Origin of the sequence: Halomarina salina, assembly GCF_023074835.1 — an archaeon.
Classification (GTDB): Archaea; Halobacteriota; Halobacteria; order Halobacteriales; family Haloarculaceae; genus Halomarina; species Halomarina salina.
Genome location: NZ_JALLGW010000004.1, coordinates 1 through 26,009, shown reverse-complemented (window position 1 = coordinate 26,009; position 26,009 = coordinate 1). Strand labels below are relative to the sequence as shown.

Genomic DNA, 26,009 nt, shown 5'->3' with positions numbered 1-26,009 from the left:
CCCGTCGGCAACATTAAAGACGCTCCTGTCTGTCAATGTTAGCATACTGGGTTACGTTCTATGGAAGGCGATTCACTCTCTCAACGGAAGGCGCAACTGGATAAGGCTGAACGTGAACATCTCGAAGATGTCGTCGAAGATCTCCGCGAGCGCGTCGAAGACAACGTCCGGTTCCAACTGACGCAGAAAGGTCTCGATGACGAGCCGGAGAATGTGGACGGACTAGATGAGGACACGCAACAGCTCGTCGAAGCTATCGAACTTGAGGCCGTCGACGGCCATACGTGGGACGAGGCGTTTGAGCGGTACATCACTGGTGTCGGGTACACCATCGTCAATCGTCTTGCTGCGCTGCGCTGTATGGAAGTCCGTGACTTCATCGATGAGGAAGTCACCGTGTTCAAAGAGAACGGTTTGACACCTGCGGCAGAGACACTTGTCCACGAAGAGTTTCTGCTGGAGGACGAGGCCATCCTCGAAGCTTACCACAACGCGTGTGACGAGCTGGCCGATGAGATTGAGATCCTCTTCGACCGTTCTTCCGCCTACAGCCTTATCGATCCGGACGACAACACCTTTGAGGAGCTGTGTGGGATGCTCAATGAAGTTCTCGATGAGGTCTGGCGAGCAGACGACGTGCTCGGCTGGGTCTACGAGTACTACAACACGAAGCTCCTTGATGATCTCCGCCGGAAAGGTGACCGGGTTGGTCTAGACCCTGAGGACGTCCCGCCAGCTAACCAGTTTTACACGCCACACTGGGTCGTCCGAATGCTCACCGACAACTCGCTCGGGAAGCTCTACCTCGAACATACTGGCGAGTTACGGGACGTGGTCGAAGCCCAGGAAGGGTTCAGTCCTGACGAGCGAAAGAACCGGCCACTTTCACCCAACGAATCGCCCAATATTGCTGACTTCTGTACCTATCTCGTCCCGTCCGAGGAGGAAGGAGAACCGACTGACTTCGAACACCCGAAGGAGCTTCGCGTCATCGACCCTGCTTGTGGGAGTGGACACTTTCTGCTGTACGCCTTCGACGTACTAGAGAGAATTTGGCGCGCTGAGACCGACCTGCCCCACGAGGAGGTACCGCGAGAGATTCTGAAACACAATCTCTACGGTGTCGACCTCGACATGCGTGCGTGTCAGCTAGCAGCGTTCAATCTGTACCTGAAGGGACGAACCCGAACCGAGGCCGAAGGGGCACACGGGTTCAATATGCCGGAGGTCGGTATCGTCTGTGCAGACTCATCAGTCGCCGACATCGACGGCGTCGAAACTGTATTCGATGAAGTAGCAAGCGACGACCAGAAAGTCGAGGACGCACTTCGACGCATCCTTGAGGCGTTTGAGGAGGTCCACGGACTCGGCAGCCTGCTAGATGTTCGTGGTACGCTTGGTGACCTGTTCGAGGATGACAGCGATGTTGGAGGTGTGCAGATTACTCTCACCGACGACCCAACGGAGAGCCATACGCTCGGACAGGTCTTACACAGTCTACGGGAAGCCGTTGATGAACATCGGGACTCAGATTCGTTCCTCGCGCAGGACCTGCGGAGCTTTGTTCGATTGCTGGACATTCTGGCGCAGGACTACGACGTGACTCTGATGAACCCACCGTATGGATCCCGGAACCGAATGCCGTCCTCAATCAAGAAGTATATTGAATCCCATTATAATTACCCGACAGAATTCTATATTAACTTCTTTGAAATTGCAGACAATTTGACAAGTAGGAATGGGAGGATAGGTATGCTAGTGCCCCAGACATTCATGTTTAAAAGGAGATTCCGCGAGTTTAGGACGGACTTTTTGGGCAAACTAAGTAGCTTTGACTTCTTAGCCGAGTTCGGGAGCAGCATTCTGGACAACGCAACCGTCCGGACCGCGGGTACTGTAATCCGATCCAGTGGTGGAACAAAGACTACCGGCAGCTTCATTCGTCTTTATGATCTAGAACCTGCACAAAAAGAAAGAAGATTTACCAACGTGATCTCCGGGATCGAGGGTGATATTAGACGATATTTCGAGATTGACTTGAATGAATTTTCAAAAGTCCCTGGAAATTCTATCTGTTATTCAACCCCAGACGAAGTGAGAGATCTACATGAAACGGAACTAAAGCTAGATGCAGAACAGGCAGAAGTTAGTGGTGAGTCTGCAGGTTTAGCGCGTCAAGGTATCGCAACTGCAAACGATGGAAGGTTCTATCGCTACGTATGGGAAACTACTGATTTTTCATTGTTTAAATTGATTGCTACGGGAGGATCCGATGTATGGATTGTTCCACACGTGAACCAAGTGGTCGAGTGGGGTGAGAACGGTACAAATATAAAACGGTTTAGCAATACGGTCCGGACGCCAAATGAACAAATGTATGGTGACGAAGGATTAACTTGGACATATATAAAGCAAACTGGGAGACGATTCGGGTATTTCCCCCCTGGGCGCCTGTTCAGTGCAACCGGATATCTATACGTTCCAGATAATAAGAAATCACTATGGCAGATGATGGCTGTCCTAAATTCATCACTTTATCATTCGCTGTTTCTATCCATTACAACAGGTCGTCATTGGACAGCAGGGTATGTCGGCAGCATTCCCTGGTACGAGTCGTTTTCTGAAATTAACGAATTAAAGGAAGCATCTGAAGAACAGTATATGCTGAAGTTGATAGATAGATTGTACGATCCCACAAGTCCGTATTACGTTGCTCCAGCTCTCCTTACCGGTGTTCAGAATAATGAATTCTTTTACAATCACATGTATACTGAAAATATACCTGATCTTGATCAAATGCTCGGAGTTACCTCCCCCAGAAAATCTTCGCTGTCTGAACAGTCTATTCGTATCGAAAAAGACCGTGTTAACCGTCATTCTAAAATTGAAGAGCTATCTGAAAATATTGATAAAATTCTATACGATGAGTTAGATATATCTGAAAGTACTCGCGAGGAGGTCCATACCGACATACATCTTCGAACCGGGAACGACCCTACACGTCGAACCATACCAGAGTCGGAATCAATTGACTCAGTACCAGACAACTTTGACGAACAAATTAAGGACCTTGTCCATCACTTCGCGATGGAGGCTGCCCGAGCTGAACCGGATGGGATTGTTCCTCTCCATGGTAATGATAAACAACCTGATATGCTCGGCAGAATAGTTCAACGTTTTGAGGAGATCTACCATGAGCATGCCGAGGATCGCCTCGTCGAAGTTGACGAGGTCCTCGGAGACGAATCAGCTACTGAGGAAGCTTATCCTAACCTCAGGTCATTCATCTCTGAGGACCTGTTTGATTACCACGTTAGTCGGATGAAGAACACGCCGATTCTCTGGAAACTCACCACTGAGCGCCTCATTACGGATTCGAAAGGTGAGGGCTTCGCGTGCTTTGTTGACTACCACTGCCTCGATTCCGGCTTACTCGACCGACTAGCCAATCAGTATCTCGAACCGCGGAAGGCCGAGTTGCGTGAGCGCCGCAGCGCGGCGAACCGTCGCCGACGCGATGACTCGCTTTCGACGAGTGAACAAGCCGAGGCCGCAGAGCAGTACGAACGATGTGCGAGTGGTCTCAATCAGATCAATATCCTCGAGGACGTGATTCAGGAGCTAGGCAGCACTGACGAACGAGATTTCGACGATGATGATCGCCAGCGAGTTGATGATCTTGCCCCAAAGGTCGCCGCCTTTCGTGAAGAGACGCGAAAGCGCGTGGACACGCTGGCTGAACTTCGCGAGCGCGAGGGTGAGAAGTGGTTCAAAGATACCTTCTCCGACAAGTTCTGGGAGGCTGTCAACGAGTGGCGAGACGAGTGGTTAGACGCACTTGAAGAACTCGAACGGGCGTGCGAGGAATACGCTAAACCAGTTGACGAGCCAGTCGAAGCACATCTGGCTGATCTGTTCGATTACTTCAACTGGCGGCTCAAGGGTTCGGACCACTACTCCAGCACGGGTATTCTCTTCATGACTTACTACTTCGAGCGCGAGGGTGCCGAGCTACTTGACGACGACGGCCGACCGTTCGAAAATCTCACTGAGAGCGAACGCCTGCTCGCCACACTCGCGATGGGCCTCAACAACTCATCAATTGTTGACAGTACATATCTGGAGGCGATGACTGACGGTGACGAAAGTGTCGACGACCTCCCGCCGCTGGCAGAATTCAAGGCGCTGGCCGAAGAGATTGACGACCGATGTCAGTTTGCCGATAAGCGAATTCAATCAGATTGGTCTGAACGTGCCCTCTCAGAGATCACGACTGCTGGCTACCAGCCGAATCAAAATCACGGGGTCGAAATCAACATCAAGCCGCTGGCCGACGCTGAGATCGTTCCGATGACTGTCGACGACAAAGTTCTGTAGCCATGCCGGCAACCAAGACCCTCCCACAGTGCGCTCATGACGCCATCGAGAGCAGCATCGACGGGGCGTCCACCGACGATCCCGTTGTCCTCTGGTGGGACGATGGAGGCTATCTGCAAGACATCGTCGAACACGCGAGCACCCAACTCCGGTGTGAGTTCCGTGCTGCCGAGCAGACACCGTTAGAACTCCGTGCAGACGCCCCACGCGACCGGACCGTCTGGTACGTTCCCCAGCCCAGCAGCGACGACGTTGACTGGTTCAAGGACGTCGAGCATACTGGCGGTGTCGTCGAACAGCACATCGGTAAGCTCGCGGCACGCTGCTTCGAGAACGATCAACTCCAAGCGGCGACGATTCGCACCGCCTACGAGAACGCCGAGGACCGCGAGAAGGTCGCTCAAACGCTCTACGAAGAACTCAATGGCGAGGGGGGCCTCCCATCCCTCCAGGGCCTCCAGACAAAGATCGTGCTGGACGGCCACGACGACCCTGTGCAGTTCGTTCTCGAACACGGCACGCGGAACCTCCCCAATGGCGACGAGTTGCTGAAGATACGTGACTTGCTGGTTGACAACGGTGTCAAGGCCGTTGAAGGCCAGTCCGACGCTGGCACCATCGTCGAACGAACACGCCGCTGGGCGGTCGCTGAGTGGCTCGTCGACGAAGGCCTCGACAAGTCGCTCCTCCCACATAAGTACCAGCCCGAACCCAGCACGGGATTCGGTGTGTCCAGACCCGAGCTTCGCTCGGTGCTGAGCAAGACTGCACAGAAGCGTGAACTTGCGAACGTCTACCTTGATCCTGACCAGCGGTTCTGGCACGACATCCTCCGCACCTACGATGAGCCGTGGAAGCTCGTCGACTGTCCAGTCGACGCCTCGCTCGAACACCGGCTCTGGGACGAGTGGATCCAGTCGTTCAACAGTGGAGACTACGAGACGTGTGTAACCCGGGCGAAGCAGCGCCACGATCGACTCAACTCGACCTACGGCGACGTTCCGTGGACGAACGTCTGGACGCAGGCCATTGATGTGGCCACGCTCGCGGACGAACTCGCGACGTGGGAAGAGCGCGGCGACACCAGTAACGTCGTCGACCTCTACGGCGACGTCGACGGGGGAACCTGGCAAATCGACAACGCCGTGTTCAACCTCATCGTCTCTGGCAAACCGGAGACCGGGCTCCCACAGGAACACCCGGCGACGCCGACGCTTGATGGCCTTCGTTGCTCGTTGACCGAATCGCGATACCTCGAGTACCTCAGCGACCTCGGCGACCTCGTCGTCGACCAGATCGAAGCTGGCTCACCCTTCGTCGGTGAGAAGCACGCTCACCAGTTCTTCGCCGAGGAGCAGGAACACCTCCAGAGCGGCCAGAGCGTCGCGCTGTTCATCGTCGACGCGCTGCGGTTCGACCTCGCCCACGAGCTCGCCGATTCGATCCGTCGCGAACTTCCCCAGCTCGAAGTCGACGAGAGCACGTGGGTTGGCACGCTTCCATCCGATACTGAGTTCGGAAAGGCCGCGCTCACGCCCGGCAGCAAGTTCAGCTTCAACATCGAACTCCAAGACGGAGAACTCGTCCCTGAGCGCAACAACCGCAAAATCACGAACCACCGTCGCCAGACCCTCCTCGAGAACGATGGCTGGAGCTACATCATGCAGGACGCCGAGGACGAGGTGGGCTGGAGCAACACCCGTGTCGCCTACTACTGGAACGACATCGACGAGACGGGCGAGAAGGAGCTGACGAACTTCGAGGAGCTGTTCAGCGACCGCATCGAAGTGATCTCACGCATTATCTGTGAGAAGCTGGACAAGGGTGAGTGGGACCGAGCGTACATCCTCTCAGACCACGGCTTCGTCTCGCTGCCGAAGCACGTCGATATCGACGATCTCAATCCGCCAGATAACGCCGAACAGGTGACCCGACGATGGGTTGCTGGAACAGATTTCGATGACGACGTTCCAGGCGTATTGCTCGACGAGGATGCACACCTGGGCTACCTCGGCGACGATGCGAAGGTCAGGATCCTCGCCGATCCGATCCAGCGCTTTCGCAACCAGGGGCTCCCAGACGCGCGGTTCTATCACGGCGGCGTCCTCCCCCAAGAGTTTGTGTTGAACTTCGTGACGATCACCCCAGAATAGATTCTCAGTCTGATATTAATTCACGGATCGTATTTACCGCATCTAATATTTCTGATGACGATTCTGCACCGGTGACCACGACCTTACCTGAAGAAAAAATCAATACTACAAGCCCGTTTTCAATCCTATACACGAGACCGGGGAATTGCTCTGGCTCGTACTCTATATTTTCAAGACCAAGAGTAACAGATAAATAATTTAAGTCTACATTCGAAGGCAGTTCGAATGTCGAGACAACATTCACGATTTCGATCTCTTCTGCTCTCCCGACATCATCCACTCCAATACCTTCTAACTCGTCAGAAATGCGTCGGTAGGTATCTCGCAAATTTTCAATTGAGTCTGCGCCAGTAAACAAGAGTTTCCCTGATCGAGTGACTAATACTGTTGAAAGTCCGGATGGTCTGAAAACTAGGCTTGGGTACTGTTCGGGTTCATAACTGGAGCGCGGTATCTCCGATGATAAATAAGATAAGTCAAACTCAATATCAAGATCGAGTTTGGCGACTATATTCTTAACTGCAATACCCGCGGACGACAACTCATCCTCGTTAAGATCAAAAGAAACCATCAGAATAGGGTTGGGAATAGAGTCACTTCCAGTATAGGAGACTGGATCAGCACTCGGTGACCGCGAAGCATTTGTAACTATGTCTACCAAGACTAAGCATTAATGTCTATTGACCTCGATTCCGGTGATTCGATCTTTCTTAACGGTACGGCCGCTGAGGTGATCAAGACGTACGCCGTCGGCGACCTCGATTATCTTCGAGCCTACGTCGAGGAGATCGGGGTCAAAACCGTCTGTATCGACGACGTGGAAATCGAACGGAAGCAGGACCAACTCGGTGCGCTCGAACCGGCGGCAGCCACTCACCTGCATCCTGACCACGAATCAGTCTCTGCAGAGTGGTTCGACCTCCGTTCACAGGCACTCCAGCTCCAGATCGCCCACGAACAGGGACAACTGCTGAGCATCTCGAACTCGCTGGTCCGTCTCGAACCGTACCAGCTTGCCTGCGTGAACTGGGTGATGCAGAAGCTCCGACAGCGAGCGCTCATCGCTGACGACGTTGGCCTCGGGAAAACCATCGAGGCAGGGCTCATCCTCAAGGAACTCACCGCACGCAACCGCGCCGATCGTGTCCTGTTCGTCGTCCCCGCGCACCTCCAGAAGAAGTGGATCCGCGACATGGACCGCTTCTTCGACATCAGCCTCACACCAGCGGATCGGCAGTGGGTCGACGGCGAACGCCGCCGTCTCGGGGAGGAGGCGAACATCTGGGATCAGGACTACCAACAACTGGTCACGAGTATGGCGTTCCTCCGCCAGGAGAAGTTCCGCGAGGAACTTGATGACGCCTTCTGGGACTTCGTGGTCGTCGACGAGGCACACAAGGCGGCCAAGCGCGGGGAATCTCCAAGCAAGACCTCGAAGATGGTCGAGCGCGTTGCCGACAACTCCGACTCGCTACTCCTGCTGAGTGCGACGCCACACGACGGGAAGGGCGAGGCGTTCCGCTCGCTCATCGAGTACATCGACCCCTTCCTCGTCGCCGAGGACCAAGACCTCTCGAAGGAGGCGGTCGACCGCGTGATGATGCGTCGCGGGAAGCAGACCATCTACGACGACGACGGCGAGCGCATCTTCCCGAATCGCGAGGTCGGGACCATCCCGGTCGAGATGACTTACGAGGAACGCCAGTTCTACCGTGCGGTCACGGACTACGTCAAGCACGTCTACAATCGCTCTGAGCAGCTCAACGAGCCTGCTGTGGGCTTTGCGATGGCACTGATGCAGAAGCGCCTCGTCAGTAGTATCGGCGCTATCAAGGCGACGCTCAGTCGTCGGCTGGCGAACCTCGTCGACCAGCAGTCAACGGCGACATCCCTCTCCGAGGAGGCCTCCGCCTACCTCGAGGGGGAGGACCTCGACGAGCAGGACCAGCAGAAGGCCGAAGAGGAGCTCGCAGGACTCACGATCACCGAGAGCGACGCCCAACTCGAAGAGGAGATCGAGACGCTCAGAGACCTCGTCTCGCTCGCAGAGGGGATCCCTGTCGACTCGAAGGCCCAGAAGGTGCGACGGTACATCCAACAGCTGCTCGAGGAACAGCCTAACGAGAAGGTGCTGCTGTTCACGGAGTACCGCGATACGCTCGACTACATCCTCGAACTTGTGAAGGACGAGCCGTGGGCCGACGAGATCCTCGTCATCCACGGCGGCGTCGACAAGGAAGACCGCGCTCGCATCGAGGACGAGTTCAACCACGGACAGTCCCGCTTGCTCTTCGCGACCGACGCAGCCAGCGAGGGGATCGACCTCCAGCACAGCTGCCACATCATGGTCAACTACGAGCTGCCGTGGAACCCGAACCGCCTCGAACAGCGCATCGGGCGTCTCCACCGCTATGGCCAGGAGAAGGAGGTCAAAGTGTGGAACTTCTCGTTCGAGGACACCCGCGAAAGCGAGGTGTTCGAGATGCTTCAGGAGAAGGTCGAGAACATCCGCGGCCAGCTGGGAAATACTGCCGACGTGCTGGGGATGCTCGACGACATCAACGTCGACTCGCTCATCATGGAGTCAATCCGGAATGACGAGCCCGCGAGTGCGACCAAGGAGGAGCTCGAGGAGCTCATCGACGAGCGACAGCGGACGCTCGCGGAGTGGTACGAGCGAAGCCTCATCGACACCAGCACGTTCGACGAGGAGAGCCGCCGGAAGATCCAGGAGGTAATGGACCAGTCCGAGGACGTCTATGGGAGCGAAGCCGACATCCGACAGTTCTTCGAGCTGGGAATCTCCGCGCTCGGCGGAGACGTCGAAAAGGCCGGAAGCAACCTCTTCCGTGCAGAACTGCCCGACTCCCTTCGACGCTCGCGTGACGGTGAGCCGTACGGACCGTTCACCTTCAACCGTGAGTTCGCGATGGACCACGACGGAATCGAGTACATCTCTCCCGATGCAGACCTCGTCCAGGAACTGATGCAGCGGGTGCTCGACAACGAGCAGGGTGCCGTGGGGCTCAAGCTGCTCCCGTTCGTCGACGAGCCAGGCATCACCTACAACTACCGCGTCAGGTTCGAGGACGGGACGGGTGAGGTGATTCGAGAGGAGATACTCCCCATCTTCGTCGATGCGGCGCACCGCGATCCCCAGCAGCGCTTGGGCCAACGAGTCATCGAGGGAGGCACGATCAAAGGCTCCCCGGATGGGGACCGTGTACGAACGCTCCTCGAACACCAGAGCGAGATGCGGTCGTCCGCCGACCGATACGTGAGCCAGCGTGTCGAATCACGACGCGACAAACTTCACGAACGTCGGAAAGAGGAGACGCAGCAGGAACTCGACGATCTCGAGGCCTATGCGGAAGCGGAGCGCGAACGGATCGAGACGTTCATCGCGGACTACGAGCGGAAAGCCGAAGCGGGGTCGGACATGGACATCGCGATCCGGAGACAGCGTGATCGACTGTCGAAGTTGGAGGAGCGGATCGAGAAACGCCGCCGTGAACTGCAGCGGAAGGCGCAGGTGATTTCGCTAGCACCCGAAGTCGAGAACATCTGCCTCACCCTCCCAATATAATCTAAAGTCTATTTTATGAAGCAATGGCCCACCATGCACAGCGCTGTGGAGTCACACGTTCCGGTGGTCGGTCACTCTATATCGGCTTCGTCGCTACACCCTAGGGACCGATGTGGACACCACTGGCAGTGTTCGCCAGCGGTGTACTGATTGTAGCGGCTCTGCTCTGCAGCTCGTAGCCGGTCTATGATTCGTTCACGAGCCGTCTGAAGCTCCTCTTCACTGAACGTCCGCGTCTCGACAGCGGGGCCGACATCACCGACATAGGCGTATCCAGCGGTTCGGATCGGTTGCTCGAACAGTTCCTCACACGCGAGGACGTACAACGGAAGCTGGATGTCCTCGTCGAGCGAGCGCTTCTTCGTCGTCGCTTTGTAGTCCAGAATCACGAACTCGCCGTCCGGTCGTCGGCACACAGCGTCGATCACACCCGTGACAGTGAAACCCTCAATCTCCAGAGTAAACTCGCGTTCGGCGGCGAGCACCTCCCAGTCGCTCGCTTCGCATTCGAAATACCGGTCGATACACGCCTGTGCCTCGTCGAGGGCGGGCTCCAAGCCTCGAGCGGCAGCGAGTTGATCGGCAATCTCGTACCACCCATCCGGTGTTGTCACGCCACGATTTGCCGCCCGTTCAGCCGTTTCGTGGAACAGGACACCGATTTCACGGATCGAGGCCTCACTCCCCGAGAGCGTGCCACCGTCCATCGCCGGCGCCCCAACCGATGGCGGATCGTCGAACGCCCGGAGGACGTAGTTGAGGTAGTGCTGTCGGGAACACGTCGAGAGCGTATCGAGCGACGTGTAGCTGTGTTGGCGGCGGAGCTGTGGTCCAGTCGGTGGATCAAGTGCTGCAGCAGGGATGCCCGCGGTCGTTGGATCGATCGCTTCGAGATTGCCGTCGAGCATCTCCCGTGCCAATTGCAGCACGCGGGTCCGTGCGGTGGAGCGACCGAGTGGTGTCCCATCGTAAATCGCCGCGGTGTCGTCCCCGAGTGAAACAGGACTGGCGAGGCTGTCCGTTCCGTCAGTCGCGGATGGTGGTACGCTCGACTGGACCAGCTCCCAAATCGGGAACGACGCGCCCCCGACGGTCCACGGAAGCGAATCGGACAGCGCCCCGTCGACGACCGACAACGGCAGGTCGTCATCCTCCTCGCCATCGTCGTCTTCGCCCTTGCCGACGAGGACTGAGAGTTCCTCTGCACGCGTCACCGCGACGTGGAATACACGTCTAGACTCGTGCTCGTCGCGCGTTGCAAAGTCGTGGTCTAGAACAGAACCACCGGATAGGACGTGCTCGAGCGTATCGTATGTCCGTTCACTGGGTTCCCACTGGTCGGCGGTCAGTCGCGGCAGAACGACCACGGGGAACTCGAGGCCCTTGCTTTTGTGGACCGTCATGATGTTCACCGCCGACGCCGCGGTGTCGGGCTGGTCCTCGATAGCAGCCCCACCCGTCGCGGTGATCGTTCCGTGGAGGCCGAGGAACTCGACGAACTCTTTCGAGAGCTCCGGCTGGATCGCGCCGTCATCGAACGACGAGAGGAGTTCATCGAGTTGCGCGAGGTCACGGCGCTCCTGCTCCGAGAGGAACCATTCGATCGACGTGACGTCCTTCAGCTCGCGGTAGAGGCGCGTCAGCGAATGGGTCTCACGAATATCGGATAGTTGTGCGAAGTCATCGCGAGCCCGTGCGACCCGCTCCGGTTCTTCGAACTGCTCACGGGGCAGCGATTGCAATCGCTCGTACAGTGGCTCGTCGGTGGCGTTCAGCAGCGCCAGATCTGCCTGACACAGTCGATAGCGCATCGTGAGCACGCGGTTGAGACTCACTTCATCGTCAGGATCGGCGAGCGCTTTCAGATAGGCAAGGACAGTCGCTACTCCGACCGATTCGTCGGCCAGATCACCAGCGAGTTCGTACGGAATGCCCGCACGATTCAGCGCTTTGACGATCGGTTTCGCGTGTCTGTTCTTGCGAGCCAGGATCGCGATGTCACCCGCCTCATACGGCTCATCAGCGTGTTCGGTCTCGCCGTTGAGTAATCGCGTAATCGCGTTCGTGATCTGCTGGGACTCGTCGTCTGGTTCTTCACCGGCTGTGATCGTTACGACGCCGTCGGTCGCATCCTGCTTCTCCGCGACGGCCTGGAGCTGTTTGGTGCTTCCGCGCGAATCGAGCTGTTCGAGCGCGTTGTTCGCCAGATCCAGGATGGGTTGATGCGACCGGAAGTTCTCTTCGAGGGTTTCGTCAGCGAGCCCGTCGAACGCCTCGGTCAGCCGTGGCCCGATGTTCTCGATATTGGCACCGCGCCATTCGTAGATCGCCTGGTCGTCATCCCCGACGACGAACAGTCGGTCATCGGTGACGAGCTGCTGGACGAGTTCGAACTGGACGGCGTCGGTGTCCTGGTACTCATCACAGTAGACGTAGTCCCACTGGGAGGTGGCCCACTCTCGAACGGCGTCATCCTCCAGCAACGCGTTCGCGCGGATAACGAGATCGTTGAAATCGAGGAGCATCTCCTCGTCGAGTCGCCGTTCGTAGGCGGCGTAGCCAGCCGTCAGATCCGAAGCGATCTGGCAGTGGTCGATGAACCCCTGGAGTTTCCCTGTGAGCGTGAAGCCGACCGATGGGATGCCGGATGGCGGGCTCGAGTACGCACCGAACAGGTACGCCGGGAGTTTAAACGCCGCCGTAAGGTCGCCGTCGACGATCTCGTCCGTCCGCTCGGTGAGGAACGACGCCAGCCGGTCACACGCCGTTTCCAGCTCCCGCAGGAACGATCGTAGGTCCGCGCCCACCCCATCGGTTCCGAGCGTCTCACGCTCGGCTGCGATCGTCTGTCGGAGTGCTGCCAGCCCGGCACACATCTCATTGAGTCGGTCCGGGCTGGGTTTGTGCCACCCCACGCGGACGTGTTCGTCGGCGGCCGCCTCGATCCGCTCGACGAGGTCATCGTACTCGAGAAGCGCTGCAGGGTCGCCCAGGTACGTCGCCAGGTGGTCGGGCGTGATTCCCGAGCGTTTCATCGCCGGGATGAATCCCAGTAGCCGCTGGGCAGCGCCTTTCCCGAACCCGTCAGGGTCGTACACCTCCGGCGAGGTGAACCGATACGGCATCTCATCGAGGACGTCGTAGACCAGCGCGAACTGGTCGGCTTCGGTCGCGATATCGTACCGCGGGTCGAGATCGGCGTGATACGCGAACTCTTGGAGGAGTTCGTGGCAGATCGCGTGATACGTGTAGGCCTCGATGTCGTGACCACGCGGGCCGAGTTTTTCGACCAGCTTCTCACGCATCGAGTCCGCCGCGTTGTTCGTGAACGTCAGCGCCAGCACCCGATCCGGTGACACACCATCGTCGATGAGCCGCTCGATCTTCCGCACCATCGTGAACGTCTTGCCCGTCCCTGCGCCGGCGAGTACCCGCATCGGGTACTCGTCGGAGTCGATGATGTCCTGCTGGGCCGGACGCGGGTCGTGATCGTCCTCGCCTGCAGTGGCGGCGTGGTCAGCCGGCCGTGTGGAGTCACTCACCGACGCTCACCTCACTGGCGAGGTAGTCCCCACACATCGATCGATACGTACAGTCGTCGCACGCGTTCTCTTTGAGCAGTTCCATCGGTTGTGGGTCAAACGTCTCCGCGCGAATTGCCTCGTAGTAGTCCGTGATGAGCTCCCAGACCGCGTCGTAGTTGTACTCGTAGATCCAGCCGACGTCACGGCCGTAGCCGTTGACAGTCACCTGTAGGCCGTCCAGTGAGCCGCTCGTCTCTTTCTTCTGTAACAGGCCATAGTAGGTGAACTCGATGTCCATTCCCGGCTCGTACGCCGCATGCTCTTTGAGCCCCTCGATATAGGCGGCTGCTTGGAACATGCTCTTGACACGGCGTGGGGCATGTTTCTCTCCATCACGGTGGGCTTCGACGTCGTCTTTGGAGTAGCCGGAGATGATGCCGTTTAACGAACTCTTGTAGTCGATGATCCGCAGGCCGTCATCGGTTTCGACGACGTTGTCCACTCGGCCGTGAAGGGCGACGCCCTCGTGCTGGCATTCGAGCCAGGCTTCAGTCGCCACCGAGTTCCGAGCATGGACCAGCCCATCACCGGCGAAGTAATCCTCGATGGCCGCTTCACAGAGTCGTCGATCGTAGCGGAAGTGTGCTGCCGACCGGTACTCGCTGCGATCCGCATGGCGCTCCCATCGGTCACCGATCGCCTCGGCAGCGACTCGCTGAATCTCGGCGTCACTGAGTCCCGAATCGGACTGAACGGTCTCGCAGGTGTCCTCGATCGCACCGTGTAACGCGAGTCCGCGGTCCATGTATCGCCGCGTCTGCTCGGGAGAAGCGACGTCCCACGCTTTCTCGTACTCATAGCGGCGAGGACACGCCGCATAGACACCCAACCGTGACGGTGAAATCCACATCACGTCGTCATCGGTCTCACTCACGCCGGACCACCCCCGCTGCGAAGTCGGTTCGCGTTTCGATTGCTTGTCTGAGGTCGTCCGGTGGATCACGGTCGAGCAGCGCCTGGATCACGCCGAAGTCGTGTTCAACCGCATCAAGATCGACTGGCTCGTCAGCGACGCCCGCGAGTCGAATCGCCTCCATCGCATCGTCGACCTGCGAGAGGGTGAACGAGACCGTCTCGCCATGGGTGTGGATGGCGTCATCGTCGCGCCGGTCGATCTCTCCGAGTGACTCCTCGACTGGTGTGAGAAAACGCGAGGGCTGGTGTCGACTCCCGGTCCCTCCGGCTTGTTCGTCATACGTTCCGAAGTAGAGCCGGTCGGTCGCCACCCGAGCACCTACGGCGAGCATCCGGCGGCTCAGCTCCGCGTAGTACGCGTTCAGCGGCCGTCGGTCATCGTCATCGCGGACCGTCGAAAACGTCTGCTCGACGTCTTCGCGTGTCGGTGCTGTGAACGCTGGATAGCCAGGCAGCTGTTCGAGGTGTGGCGTCGGAAACAGCGCGTTGAACTGCGGTGGGGCCGGGTACTCCCGGTCGACGAGATCAACGAGGAAGACGGCCTCCTTTGAGACGTTCTTGAGAACACGGACCGCGTCGACGACCACGCCACCATCGGGAAGCGTGAGTTCGGTGGCGATCTTATCAGAGGTGGCGTGGGTGAACTCCCGTTCAAGTGCCTCCGCGAATAGCGTCCATGAGGCGTCGATGAGTGGGCTCTCATCGATGAACCGTGCGAGCTGAAGCACGTCGCTGACGTGCCGGAACTCGGTTTTTGCATCGACCGTCGAGTCACGGTCGGCGAGCCGGTGTTTGAGATCGGACTCGAGCAGCCATCGCTGGAGTGCGGCTTCCAATCCATCGTCTGCTCCGATGCGAGCGACCTCTTCGAGCGACTCCTCGGAGACAGTCGTCCGTGCCCCCAAGACGTTCCACGCCCGGTCGCGGTCCCACCCCGCTTCTTGTGCGGTATCGCAACACCAGCAGACGAGGGCGTACAGTTCACGTGCCGCCGGGTCGTGTTCCAGTCCGCCGACAGTCGCGGAGGTCGTCGGGATACCAGCCCCACGGAGAAGCCGAAGTGTCTCCGGAATCGGCGCGTTTGAATCCCGGAGGATCACCGCGCACTCATCGTAGGGTATGTTTTCGACGCGATGAAGCCGTTCGATCTCCTCGGCGACCGTTCGGATGTGCTCGTCGAACGTTGGTTCGTGAATGACGGTGAGTGTTCCTTGCTCGGTTACTGTCGGACGCTCGCCCGTTGCGAGCAGCCCGGCGACGGCTGCCGGCCGTGTCACCTCGTCGCTTGTGGGGTCGGCTTCACCCCACGACTCCCCATCAGGACCCACGGGGTCCGTCCGGAGTCCCTCCCTGTACGCTTCGATCCGCCGTGGCTCGTTCCAGGTGCGCTGGATCGCGCTGTCTTCCTCGGAGAGGCAGACGAGGTCTACTCCCGCCGTCAGTCGTGCGAGGTACTCGCGGTCGATCGGCGTGAACTCCTCGAACTCGAGGACGAGCACGGCGTCGAACGAGCGCTGAATTCGGTCTCTCGTCGCTGGGTCGGCCATCGCGTCCGCCGCCCACGACAGCACCGCTGACGGATCGAGCAGATCGTTGTCGGCGAGCCAGTCGTGGAACGCGCTGTTGAAGCTAGCGAGTTCCGCGAGTGCTGCTTCATCGGTGTCGATACTACTCCCTTGCCACGTCGCCTCTGCGACGAAGCGGCCAACGTCCGAGGTGAACGAATCCTGCTCGGCTGCCTGTTGAAGGTACGGGTGGTCCCACTCGAACGTGCTGAGAAACTGAGTAAGGAGCAACCCCTGTTGACTGGCCGAGAGCAGTCGTGGGGGTGAGGGCAGTTCTTCGATCGTCTCCCGGGCATGGGCCGAAAGCCCGCGAACACGGGGCGTTTCGACGCCCTCGATAGCGTCACCAAGCGCGTCGGTGATTTCGTCGATTCCGGTCGGAAAGCGCTTGAGAACGAGCACGTTGTGCTGACCGTACTCGTGGACCAGCTCCCGGTATAGCGGGGCGACACGAGTCACAAGGGGCTCACCAAGGAAATCCAATACCCGGAGGTCCCCTTCGAGGTCCGGCCGATCACGCTGGCCGACTGTCATACAAATCAACTGAACAACCAGGGGATATGAATGTACGGGGAACGCGAAAGGTTCGTTCTGCGCAGCGATGGCTTGGTTTGGACCCCCAACAGCTGCTATTCGCCGATGAGGCCGGTCACACGCTCCTCAAGAGAACGCTGTAGCCGCTCAGTGTATTCCTTGAACCCCTGAGCCAGACTCCGTGTGGGAAGCTCGATCAACTCAAGACGGTGGGATCCATTGATGAGGCAGTTCGATTCCACTACCCCATCCTGCTCTGGGTAGATGAGCGCCCCCGGACAGTCGTGGGCGAGTTGGTAGGCGCTCATTTGGTAGAAATCGCTGTTCGATGGTGCCCCGAGTTTCCACTTTGCATCACCGACGAACCGCACTTCGTCGCTGGGGTCAAGCACTACGATATCTGGTCGGATTGTTACGGTGTGGTTCCCACCGGTAACGAGCTGCTGTGTCGTGTACTGGCCTTTAACCGTCCACCCCGCCCGCTCCGCAAGCGCGTCCCGCAGCGCACGTTCGACGACGGCTTCGAAGATTGTGTTCATGTTCACGAGCAGCGCGAACGTCCCTCGAGTCCCCGTCGCTAGGTCGTCAATGAACACGCCTCGCACAATCAGTTCGGTGAGTCGAAGGAGATCCTCATAGTACCGATTCAGATGTGACACCGAGAGCCGGTCCAGTTCGTTCGGATCGACTCGGCGAAGCGAGACCCGTTGTCGGAGAATCGCTTGGTGTTGATGGAGACGTTGTTGCAGTTCCTGGTCAGTGACGAGTCGTTGCAGCAAGGTCGTCGCGTAGAGGATTCCCTGGTTCGCAACGGTGTCGTACGTGAGGTCGCTATATCGACATTCGAACCGAGTTGGGGTGGGTCCTTGACGTTGAAGCTGGCGCTGGACCTGGAGCTGTCCACGGAGACGATCTTCTTGCCCGTCAATCCGGTGATACTCTCGGTGCAGCCCCTGCTGGATCACTGTCCGCAACTCGCGTTCGAAGAGGATCGCAAGCGGTTCGACGAACGTATCCCCAGCTTCCATCCGGGTCTCTCGATCGAAGGTGGTCGGATCTACGTCTCGAGCAAATCGGAGGAGAGACAGCAGGTTCGTCCCTGCGGCTTTCGGGCGGATCTGAATCGTCGGCCCATCAGGTAGCGATACGACGCCTACGTACTGCGTCGCCGTTAGGGTGGCCAGGCCATCCCGATCGTACGCCACCTCAATCCGGCTCCCTGTCCGTTCTCGCCCACCGTTGATTTCCGTTCGAAGCATACGCTCTGCGTCCTCGCTTAGATCGAGAGGAGCGCTCGACTCGTACTCCCGCAAGTGGATGTCAATACTGCTGAGACCGTCAATCTGCCCCAGTTCGGTCTCAGCCATCAGCTCTCAGTCTGACTCTCATCCTCAATGTCTTTTGCGAGCCGGTAGATCGCTGTGTTGTCGAACTCTGGGTGGCCCCACACGTCGATTCCATTGAGGTTCTCACGGCGCTCCCCGGTCGCTTCCTCGTGGATATGCTTTGCAAGCGATGACAAGGAGGTTGGCTCGTGTGACTCGTCGTGACACCATCGTACAGATTCCGATCGGGACCGGCTGCCGGTGAGTCGACAGCGCCAGAACGACTCCTCCGAGTCGTAGGCCACCTGCGGTGTCGACGAAATGTACCCGTCACGAAACACGAGCTCCGTTCCTTCGCTAATAAGTCCGTTGTCGTAGAGAATGTCGAGTGTCCCGGCGTTCGAATCGTTTCTCGCCGATGCCACTCCGTCACCATCGGTAGCAGTTACCGTGAGGTCGAGGTCAAGAACGGCTGCCAAAGCCATTCGTAGTGCCACGGCATCGAATGACCTGATCTGCTCGCCCTCCCAATCGAACAATCGATCACCGCCACCGTTGAACAACTCTTCTCGAATCCTGCCAAACTGACCGAAGAGATACTCTTCCAATAGCGGAAGGATCTCATAGCGCCACGCATCAACGACGTCGATGGTGTTTTTCAGACCCAGAAGATAGGAATGTCCGATCTGTTTTCCACGCCCAAGATCAGGGCTGTCGAGGATCTGTTCATTGAGATGCTTGATCGCGAGGATCGAGAGCGAACGGAGTCTCGCCGTTTCGTCACCACTGCTGGTAGCCGTCCGTCTGAGCGCCTCCCAGGAGTCAAACTCGTAGGTGTCCAGCAACACGTCGTAGTCCGGCGGGAACGCGATAAAGCGGAACCGTCGCCGCAATGCAGCGTCGAGCAACGCGACCGAACGGTCGGCCGTGTTCATCGTCCCGATAACGTAGAGGTTCGGTGGGATAGTGAACTGCGTGCTCGAGTGCGCCAGCGAGATCGGTGTCTCACTGGTACCATCAAGGCGTTTGTCCATCTCGAGACCAGTGATCGTTTCGCCGAATATCTGCGCGAGGTCTCCGCGATTGATCTCGTCGATGATGAGCACGTACGGCGGAGCCTCCCCGTCGTCGTGTTCTTGGTACGCGTTACGAGCGTCCTCGGCCAGCTGTTTGAACACCCCCGGTTCGATGTCGTATCTCACCGTTCCGGCGTCGGTTTCCGACGCAGAGAGCCCCTCGATAAAATCCTCGTACGAGAACGACGGATGGAAGGTGACCGTTCGAAGTTGATCCTCGCGAGGGTCCTCGGACACGTCGTTGAGCCACCATCGTGCAAAGCGCCGAGCAGTGTACGTCTTGCCGGTCCCCGGTGGGCCGTAGAACACGACCTGGCCAGTCTGCTCCACTTGGCGACGAATCTCTTCAGCATCCTCCGGAGCTGGTTCATCGGCGAGTGGATCGCTTTCCGGTGGGTCCTCTCCCGAAGTCGATGGTGCCGGGCGGACGGTGTATTTCCCACCGGCGAGGACGCCGAACTTCACCTGATTGAGGTTCGTCGTGACGCCCGTTCGCTCCTGTAGCTGGCGCACGAACACGATGAACAACGTCTGTGCGGGGTCAAGCTTGTTCAAGCCGCCAGACCCGATTGCACGGGCCTGTTTCTGCAACCGTGATTCGTACTCTCGATACACCTCGAGGAGCTGGTTGCTCTTGACCTCTTCTGCCAGCGTGAGTTCGACGCCGGGCTCCACTCCGCTCAGCATCTCAGTCCAATCCGCGACGATTGCGTCTGCGATCGCCGGAGCGAGCCAGTTGTCCTGAGCAGGGAGCGTCGCGAGCCGGTTCGCAATATCTTCCTCGGCTTCACTAACCCGCTCGTATTCAGTCACCGGGACGGGCGTATTGCGGTTGTATCCACGATCTCGCAGCTTTGTGGGGAGATCATCACTTTCGACGCAGAAAATCGAGACGAGTTCATCAGGTGCCTTCGTAAGATATCCGCCTTGGGCGATCTCGAAGTTCTTGTCGTAGAAGAGTCCCGAGTTCGTATCGTAGATCTGCTGGAGGTGTGGTTCGTGCGTCGGATTGTCGAGCACATTGTCGTAGATACCGACCTGATCGTCGAGTTCCTCGTAGTTCTCGAGTTTCCTGAGGAACCCACCCGCCTCACGCTGGGCCTCGTTCCACTGCTTTGCCGTTGGGCTCTCGAAGTTCCTGATGACGCCAGAGCTGACGGTCGATATGCCGACGATGTGACGTTGTTCTTTTAGAAGATGAAGCACGATGTCACCGGCCGAAGCCTCTTGCATCGTATCATACCGCCTTCGCCCAGCTTTGTCTTGGCTGGGCGAGACAAGCGCCGTCCCGAGTTCAAACTCCCCTCCGGCCTGTTTGTACGGACGATTCTTCTGTTCGGTTTTCTCGATCCAGACAGTCGGGTTCACTCGTCGTGACTCGAGATACGCCTCGATCGAACCATACTGCTCCTCAATAGCCTTAGCCCCAGTGTCGTTGAGCGGAACGAAGTTCTGTGGGTACTTCCGGTCGTGGCCAGCGAAATCGTGCACCTCGGAACTCTCGATCGAGACTTCTCGCAACTCAGTCAGGTAAATGAGACACTCGAACGGCTTCTCGACCGCTTCGCCTGTGACAGAGAGCGTCGCGTCGTCCCACAACTCGTCGGGAAGGTCCGAATCTCGGTGGGTTCCAACCACCTCAGCTACGTAGCGATACTCCTGCTCTCCGAAATAGAACAGGACGTAGTCTCCAGGATTGACACCGTTCCAGATATCGCTCGCGCCCCCTGTGACTCCCCAGACGCCGATCGTATCACTCGGCGTTTGCGACAGCTGCGCATCGGTAGCCTCCACAGGTACCCTATTCAGCATCGTTTGTGTGAACCGCCGTTGCTGTTCTGGACTGGCACAAGGAGCGAGGAAGAGGCGTGTCTGAGACATGTGATATGTGACTGTCTGATAAGCCGAGTCAATTAACTGTGTTCTTCCCTCGAGTAGGCGAGTTTCGAGTCGAATCCCCAAACGGGCCTCCTCAGAGATCCCTGAATGCCATAGCCTCATGTTTATCAACCGGACCTGTCAGTGTGAGATATGACTCGTGAGGTCCCTGACTCGATCGAGGCGATTCAACGGAAACACCTCAAGACGTATCGGAGCAATCCCGACCGGATCGGGTCGGACGCGGGGACTGAACGGCAGGATAGGGCGGACTACGACGGTCGGTTCATCTTCGAACTGCTGCAGAATGCAGTCGACGAGATGGAACAAACGATCGATCCACGTGTTCGGGTCGAGCTGACCGAGGATACGCTCCTCGTCGCGAACAACGGGGAGCCGTTCACTTTCGAGGACCTCTACGCGCTAACGCTCACGACGCGAACCACGAAAGCCGGACAGACGACGATCGGGCACAAAGGCCGAGGCTTCACCTCCGTGCTCGGCGTCACGGACCGACCAGCAGTGTACTCCGATGCCGTTACGGCAAAGTTCGACCGTGAGGAAACAGCAGCGCTACTGAACGAAGATAGTCGCATTCGAGACCAGCTGGGTGACTCGCTGAGCCCTGGGGAGGTACCTCTATTGGGGCTGCCAGCGGAAACGGCGACGACACGACGAGCTCGGGAGCTGCTGGAGGGTGACTTCACGACGGTGTTTGAATTGCCGCTTCGAGAGCCAGAGAAGCGCCGGGGGATGATAGAACGTAAGCTGAAATCACTCGATGCAAACACTGTCGCCCTCCTCCCGGAGCTGACGACTATCGAGATGGACTGTCCGACGTGGGACCGAACTTGGACGATCTCACGAACATCGATTACTGGCCCCGGCGAACCGACGCTGGTTCGGCTGAGGTCCAACACAAGCGAGCGTGAACAGCTCACAAAGACCAATCGGTCCTTCCTCTTGTTCGAAAAGACGGCGATAGACGCTGGTTTGTTGACTCAGCAGGCGAATCTGACGACGACCGAAATCGACGCGATGGGGAGTCTATCAGTCGGTGTCGCGTTCAGTGCAGAGTCTACGTGTGATGATCCATCAGCCACACCCTCTGACTGGTCGTTAGCGCCTGTCTATGGAGCCACGACCAACCAGCCTCCGTACGTCCACGTCTTCCTCCCCACACAAGAGCGAAGTCCCATTCCCGCGCTGATCACCGGGACGTTTCAGTCTGATACCTCTCGTCGAAACCTCACGCTCGATTACGACGAGGAACTCGAATACGAGGGTCAGTTCAATGCCCTTCTGTTCGCCGAACTCGGTGAACTCATCGCGACGAGCGTGGTTGATTTTGTCAACGAGTCAGCAACGAAAATCGCTGAGTTCTTGAGTACGCTCGATCCGTCGCTCGACGGTCGGAGGGACTGGTCTCTTGTCGCAGGCTCAGTCGATCACAGCGTGTTCGAGGCGATCAAATCGTCGCTTGCACCGGTATCGTTCATTCCGGGCAATGATTGTGACGAGCGCTATTCGATCGACGAACTCTTGCTCCCGTACACTGCCGCTGAAACACCACACCTCGGTCAAGACTTCGCAACCGTCATCGGAGCACCACAAACCAACACTAGTGAGAAGACGGGCTACATACCGGCCCCCTCGTTGCTCAACCACCAGCCCGTGACGACACTGTCTGCACTTGGTGCAGAAGGGATCTCCCCCGAAGAGGTACCCACAGCAATCAGCGCAGCGCCTACAGAACCGGCTTTACAGAAGCGGACGCACACAACCGAGCGCTCGGACGACCAGAGCGATCAGGTAGAGTGGTTGTACGTCGACCCTGTTCTCGTTCTTCTCGTCGAGGTCCGAAAGACATTGGAATCCGATGACAGCCGCACGAAGTTCGATTCTGCCAGTCAGAATGCGGCAGTCTTTCCGACGAACGTCCATGATCGAGCAGACGGTCTGAAGATCGCACTCCGCGAGCGAAGTGGCCAGCACCCGTTTTTCATACCGCCAGAAGACGAGATCGACGAAAAGAGCTTGAGCAACCTCTCTTTCCTCCCCCGAGAGCTGTATCATGGCTCCGACCCTGACATCGCTCCGCAGCTTCGGAACGCTGTCTTGCCGGCGGACTTCCGATCCGAGCTCGAAAACATCTGGAGCGTCTCCGGGTTTTCGTTCGAACGTGTCTACGACGCCGCGATTCGACCAGCGATCCCCGGCCCGAACACGCAGAATGCAGATCCAACGGTGCTACAATCCCGATCAACGTTAGAGACAATTCGTCGAATGGCCGCTGTGACCTCACCGGAGAACGATCGCGATCCTGATTCCTCGCTCCTCTACGTCTCTTCTCGTCGCTCGTTCTCCGATCTCCCGAAGCTCCCGGTTCCTGCTCTCCCGCTCAGTGGTCCCGCCGAGATCGAATGGCAACCCGCACATCGAGTGTACATAGGCGATACGTGGCAGAAGAAACTTGGACGATCCAACGGGGCTCGGGTAGAGCCTTTGTTGGCCCAGGTTGGGACACAGGAACCGACGGACGGGTTCGACCCTTGGGTCCTCGCTCCCCCATCTTGGTTCGACCTCGGTGCCGACGATGAGCATGCATTGAACGACTGGGTCGCCTTCTTCCGGTGGCTCGGCGCAAGCGAACACGTCCGTCCACTCCCACTATTCGCTCCCGATCCGGCCACCCGACACCAGTATCGAAAAACCGAGGGGATCAGCCAGCCACCTCGATCCGGGGTGTCATCGCGTTCGGCCCTGACTGAATCAGACAGCACGAAGACCCCAGTCGATGCCCGATACAGAGGACTCAGTGATAGCGACTGGGAAGCCTACCGAGACCACTTGATCCAGCACGTTGAACCCCTGATCGACACCGAGGAACATCGATACCTGTTTCAAGTGAATCCGTTAGAGTACGGCGAGGACATTATTACCGCAGCGCAGTCTGACGCGGACATTGGTCGGCATTTTCTCGGCCATCTCTCCGAATGGTGGAATAACGGGCTCAGTGACCACCAACACGCGACTGTCGCCGAATTCACTAACAACCGGTGGCGCGGCTCGAATCGGTCGTACTTCTTTACGAGCGGAGAGTTGGAACGAGTCGGAACGAACCTGTGGCTCTGGCAGTTGCAGCAGTATGCATGGGTTCCAACTACACTCGGGACCCAAGCCCCACCAGACACGTGGGTGCTTCCGAAGGCTGACCGCGATCGGTTTAGTTTGAACCTTGGAAGCCAGTATCCGTTGCTCCCCTTCCTCGATGACGATCGGCAGCAGGGACGACCAGATGGTGGATCGCCGGAGCTGTCGCCGTTGATCTCCGCACTCGATGCCAACACTACGCTGACACAAGCGGCGTTTTCCACCGACGATGCCCGACGAGTCCTGTCGCGGATCTCCAGGTTGTTGCAATCGGACGAGGTCAACCCAGTGAGATTCACTGGAGAGGTCGAGCTCCTCTACACGCGGGTTGCCGAACTGCTCCCCGGACTAGAGGGTGAAACGATCGCGAGCGAGCAGTGGCATCCGGATCAAACGGGCCTCGCAGACGTCGAGGTCCTGTGTCGAGTCGAAGACGAATACGAGTTCAAACGAGCTGGCGATGCTTACTTCGTCCGCTCGCACAGCGCCCACAACCGGTACTCGCGACTCGGACTTCCGGTGATCGTCCTCTTCAAACCGGAGGCAGCACGGTTCGGCGCGTACCTCAATGCGACTGATATTCGGTCGGTCGTGACGAAAACGCCGATCCACGGCGACGATCTCGGTATTCCCGTGACCGTCGATGGCACTGAGCTCGGCGAGAAGTGGTTTGAGACGGTCCTCGCCGCGCTTTCGTTGCGATTGCGTGCAGATCGACCATCGGCTGATGCTGTCGATCAAGATATCAGTAACACCCAGCGATTTTACTCACAGCTTGAAATCGTCGAAGGACTTGACCTCAAGATCAGCACGGACGCCACCGAGGCCAACCTCAGCGAAGAGTCGGGCCCACGGGCTTACTTTATTGAGCGGGTAAATTCGAGAAAGACTCAGGTACTCATCGATGGTAGCGTAGAGGAGACAGCGTTCGTTGATGCGGTGGCTCAGGCATACACCGAGTATCTCGATGTCCCGCAGTACTATGAGGCGTGCTACAACCTGATTGAGTTCGCATTCGGTCATCCATCACCGGAATCGATACTTCTCGACCGGCTTCGACACGTCGGCGGTGAAACACGTACTGAACAGCTCGATGCCGCTCGACAACGCCTTTTCGGGGGCGAGCCACCAGCTCAACCAGACCCGAAGGACCCCGAGCCTGATGAGGAAAATTCCGATAGTCCAACCGGCGACGGTCGGAACCCAGGCAAACAGTCGGACACATCGAGAAACGAAGGGACTGCAGCTCGATCGGACCGAGTTCCAAGTGTCGAGTCGCTCCTGCAGATCGGGAACCGAAGAGTGTTCTCACCTACAGACGGTTCAGGTAAGGGAGCCACCACCAACGGTTCAGGGAGAAAGAAAACCGCGAATAGTGGCGGATCCGCTCCCACCCCTGCTTCACAGGAGTACCGAGATCGAATCGACGCGTTCGGGATGGCAGTGACAATGGAGGCCGAGCGTGCTCGTCTTGAGGACTCGGGTGAAAGTAATGTCGAACAGAAAGTGTGGGACGTGAGCACTCCGGAGAAGTTCTCCGAAGCCAAAGAAAGCCAGCTAGTCACGGAAGCTATCGACCGGTTCGATGAGGGGGCTGTTCTAAAGGGCTCAACGTCCCCATTTGATTCTGATTGGCCTGGTTTTGACGTTCTCACAATCGCAACCCCTGAGTCGGGTACTCACACTGTCGATCGATGTATCGAACTCAAAACGTCCGGTCTGCAAACACAGAAACCATCTCTCTCCTGGAACGAGTGGAAGGCCGCACGCGGCTCCCTAAGCGATCGGTATTACCTCTACGTCGTACGGAACGTCAAACGGGGTAAGAGCGGTGATGCGACACTACTAGAAATCCCACGGCCG

Annotated in this window: 10 protein-coding genes; 4 read left to right on the top strand and 6 right to left on the bottom strand. The window is 57.9% G+C overall.

What is annotated here, in order from left to right; all coding sequences use genetic code 11:
- Nucleotides 1–60: 60 nt before the first annotated feature.
- Complete coding sequence (gene pglX, locus MX571_RS20525; protein WP_247420975.1) at nt 61–4,377, top strand: BREX-5 system adenine-specific DNA-methyltransferase PglX; 4,317 nt, start codon at nt 61–63, stop codon at nt 4,375–4,377.
- A 2-nt stretch (nt 4,378–4,379) separates the two neighbouring features.
- Nucleotides 4,380–6,530, top strand: coding sequence for a BREX-5 system phosphatase PglZ (pglZ, locus tag MX571_RS20520; protein ID WP_247420972.1), 2,151 nt, complete (start codon nt 4,380–4,382; stop codon nt 6,528–6,530).
- A gap of 4 nt (nt 6,531–6,534) precedes the next feature.
- On the opposite strand, the gene MX571_RS20515 is transcribed toward pglZ, so the two are convergent.
- Complete coding sequence (locus tag MX571_RS20515) at nt 6,535–7,101, bottom strand: TATA-box-binding protein (RefSeq protein WP_247420969.1); 567 nt, start codon at nt 7,099–7,101, stop codon at nt 6,535–6,537.
- Nucleotides 7,102–7,203: 102 nt separating this feature from the next.
- On the opposite strand from MX571_RS20515, the gene MX571_RS20505 reads away from it, so the two are divergent.
- Nucleotides 7,204–10,116, top strand: a complete 2,913-nt coding sequence (locus tag MX571_RS20505) for a helicase-related protein (protein ID WP_368409085.1) — start codon at nt 7,204–7,206, stop codon at nt 10,114–10,116.
- 71 nt (nt 10,117–10,187) lie between these two features.
- On the opposite strand, the gene MX571_RS22830 is transcribed toward MX571_RS20505, so the two are convergent.
- The 5 genes from MX571_RS22830 to MX571_RS22825 all read right to left on the bottom strand — a co-directional run bounded on the left by MX571_RS22830 (nt 10,188) and on the right by MX571_RS22825 (nt 20,909).
- Nucleotides 10,188–13,658, bottom strand: coding sequence for an ATP-dependent helicase (locus MX571_RS22830; RefSeq protein ID WP_247420966.1), 3,471 nt, complete (start codon nt 13,656–13,658; stop codon nt 10,188–10,190).
- Complete coding sequence (locus MX571_RS20495; protein ID WP_247420963.1) at nt 13,651–14,574, bottom strand: RecB family exonuclease; 924 nt, start codon at nt 14,572–14,574, stop codon at nt 13,651–13,653. The genes MX571_RS22830 and MX571_RS20495 overlap by 8 nt, the downstream gene beginning before the upstream one ends.
- On the bottom strand, nt 14,567–16,714 hold the full coding sequence (locus MX571_RS20490) for a PD-(D/E)XK nuclease family protein (RefSeq protein WP_247420961.1): 2,148 nt from the start codon (nt 16,712–16,714) through the stop codon (nt 14,567–14,569). The genes MX571_RS20495 and MX571_RS20490 overlap by 8 nt, the downstream gene beginning before the upstream one ends.
- Before the next feature lie 95 nt (nt 16,715–16,809).
- On the bottom strand, nt 16,810–18,081 hold the full coding sequence (locus MX571_RS20485) for an McrC family protein (protein ID WP_247420959.1): 1,272 nt from the start codon (nt 18,079–18,081) through the stop codon (nt 16,810–16,812).
- Nucleotides 18,081–20,909 (bottom strand): McrB family protein, encoded by a 2,829-nt coding sequence (locus MX571_RS22825; RefSeq protein WP_247420957.1) that lies wholly within the window; start codon nt 20,907–20,909, stop codon nt 18,081–18,083. The genes MX571_RS20485 and MX571_RS22825 overlap by 1 nt, the downstream gene beginning before the upstream one ends.
- A 237-nt stretch (nt 20,910–21,146) precedes the next feature.
- Here MX571_RS22825 and MX571_RS20475 point away from each other — a divergent pair.
- Nucleotides 21,147–26,009 (top strand): sacsin N-terminal ATP-binding-like domain-containing protein (locus tag MX571_RS20475; protein WP_247420955.1); only part of this gene is annotated, 4,863 nt, incomplete at its 3' end.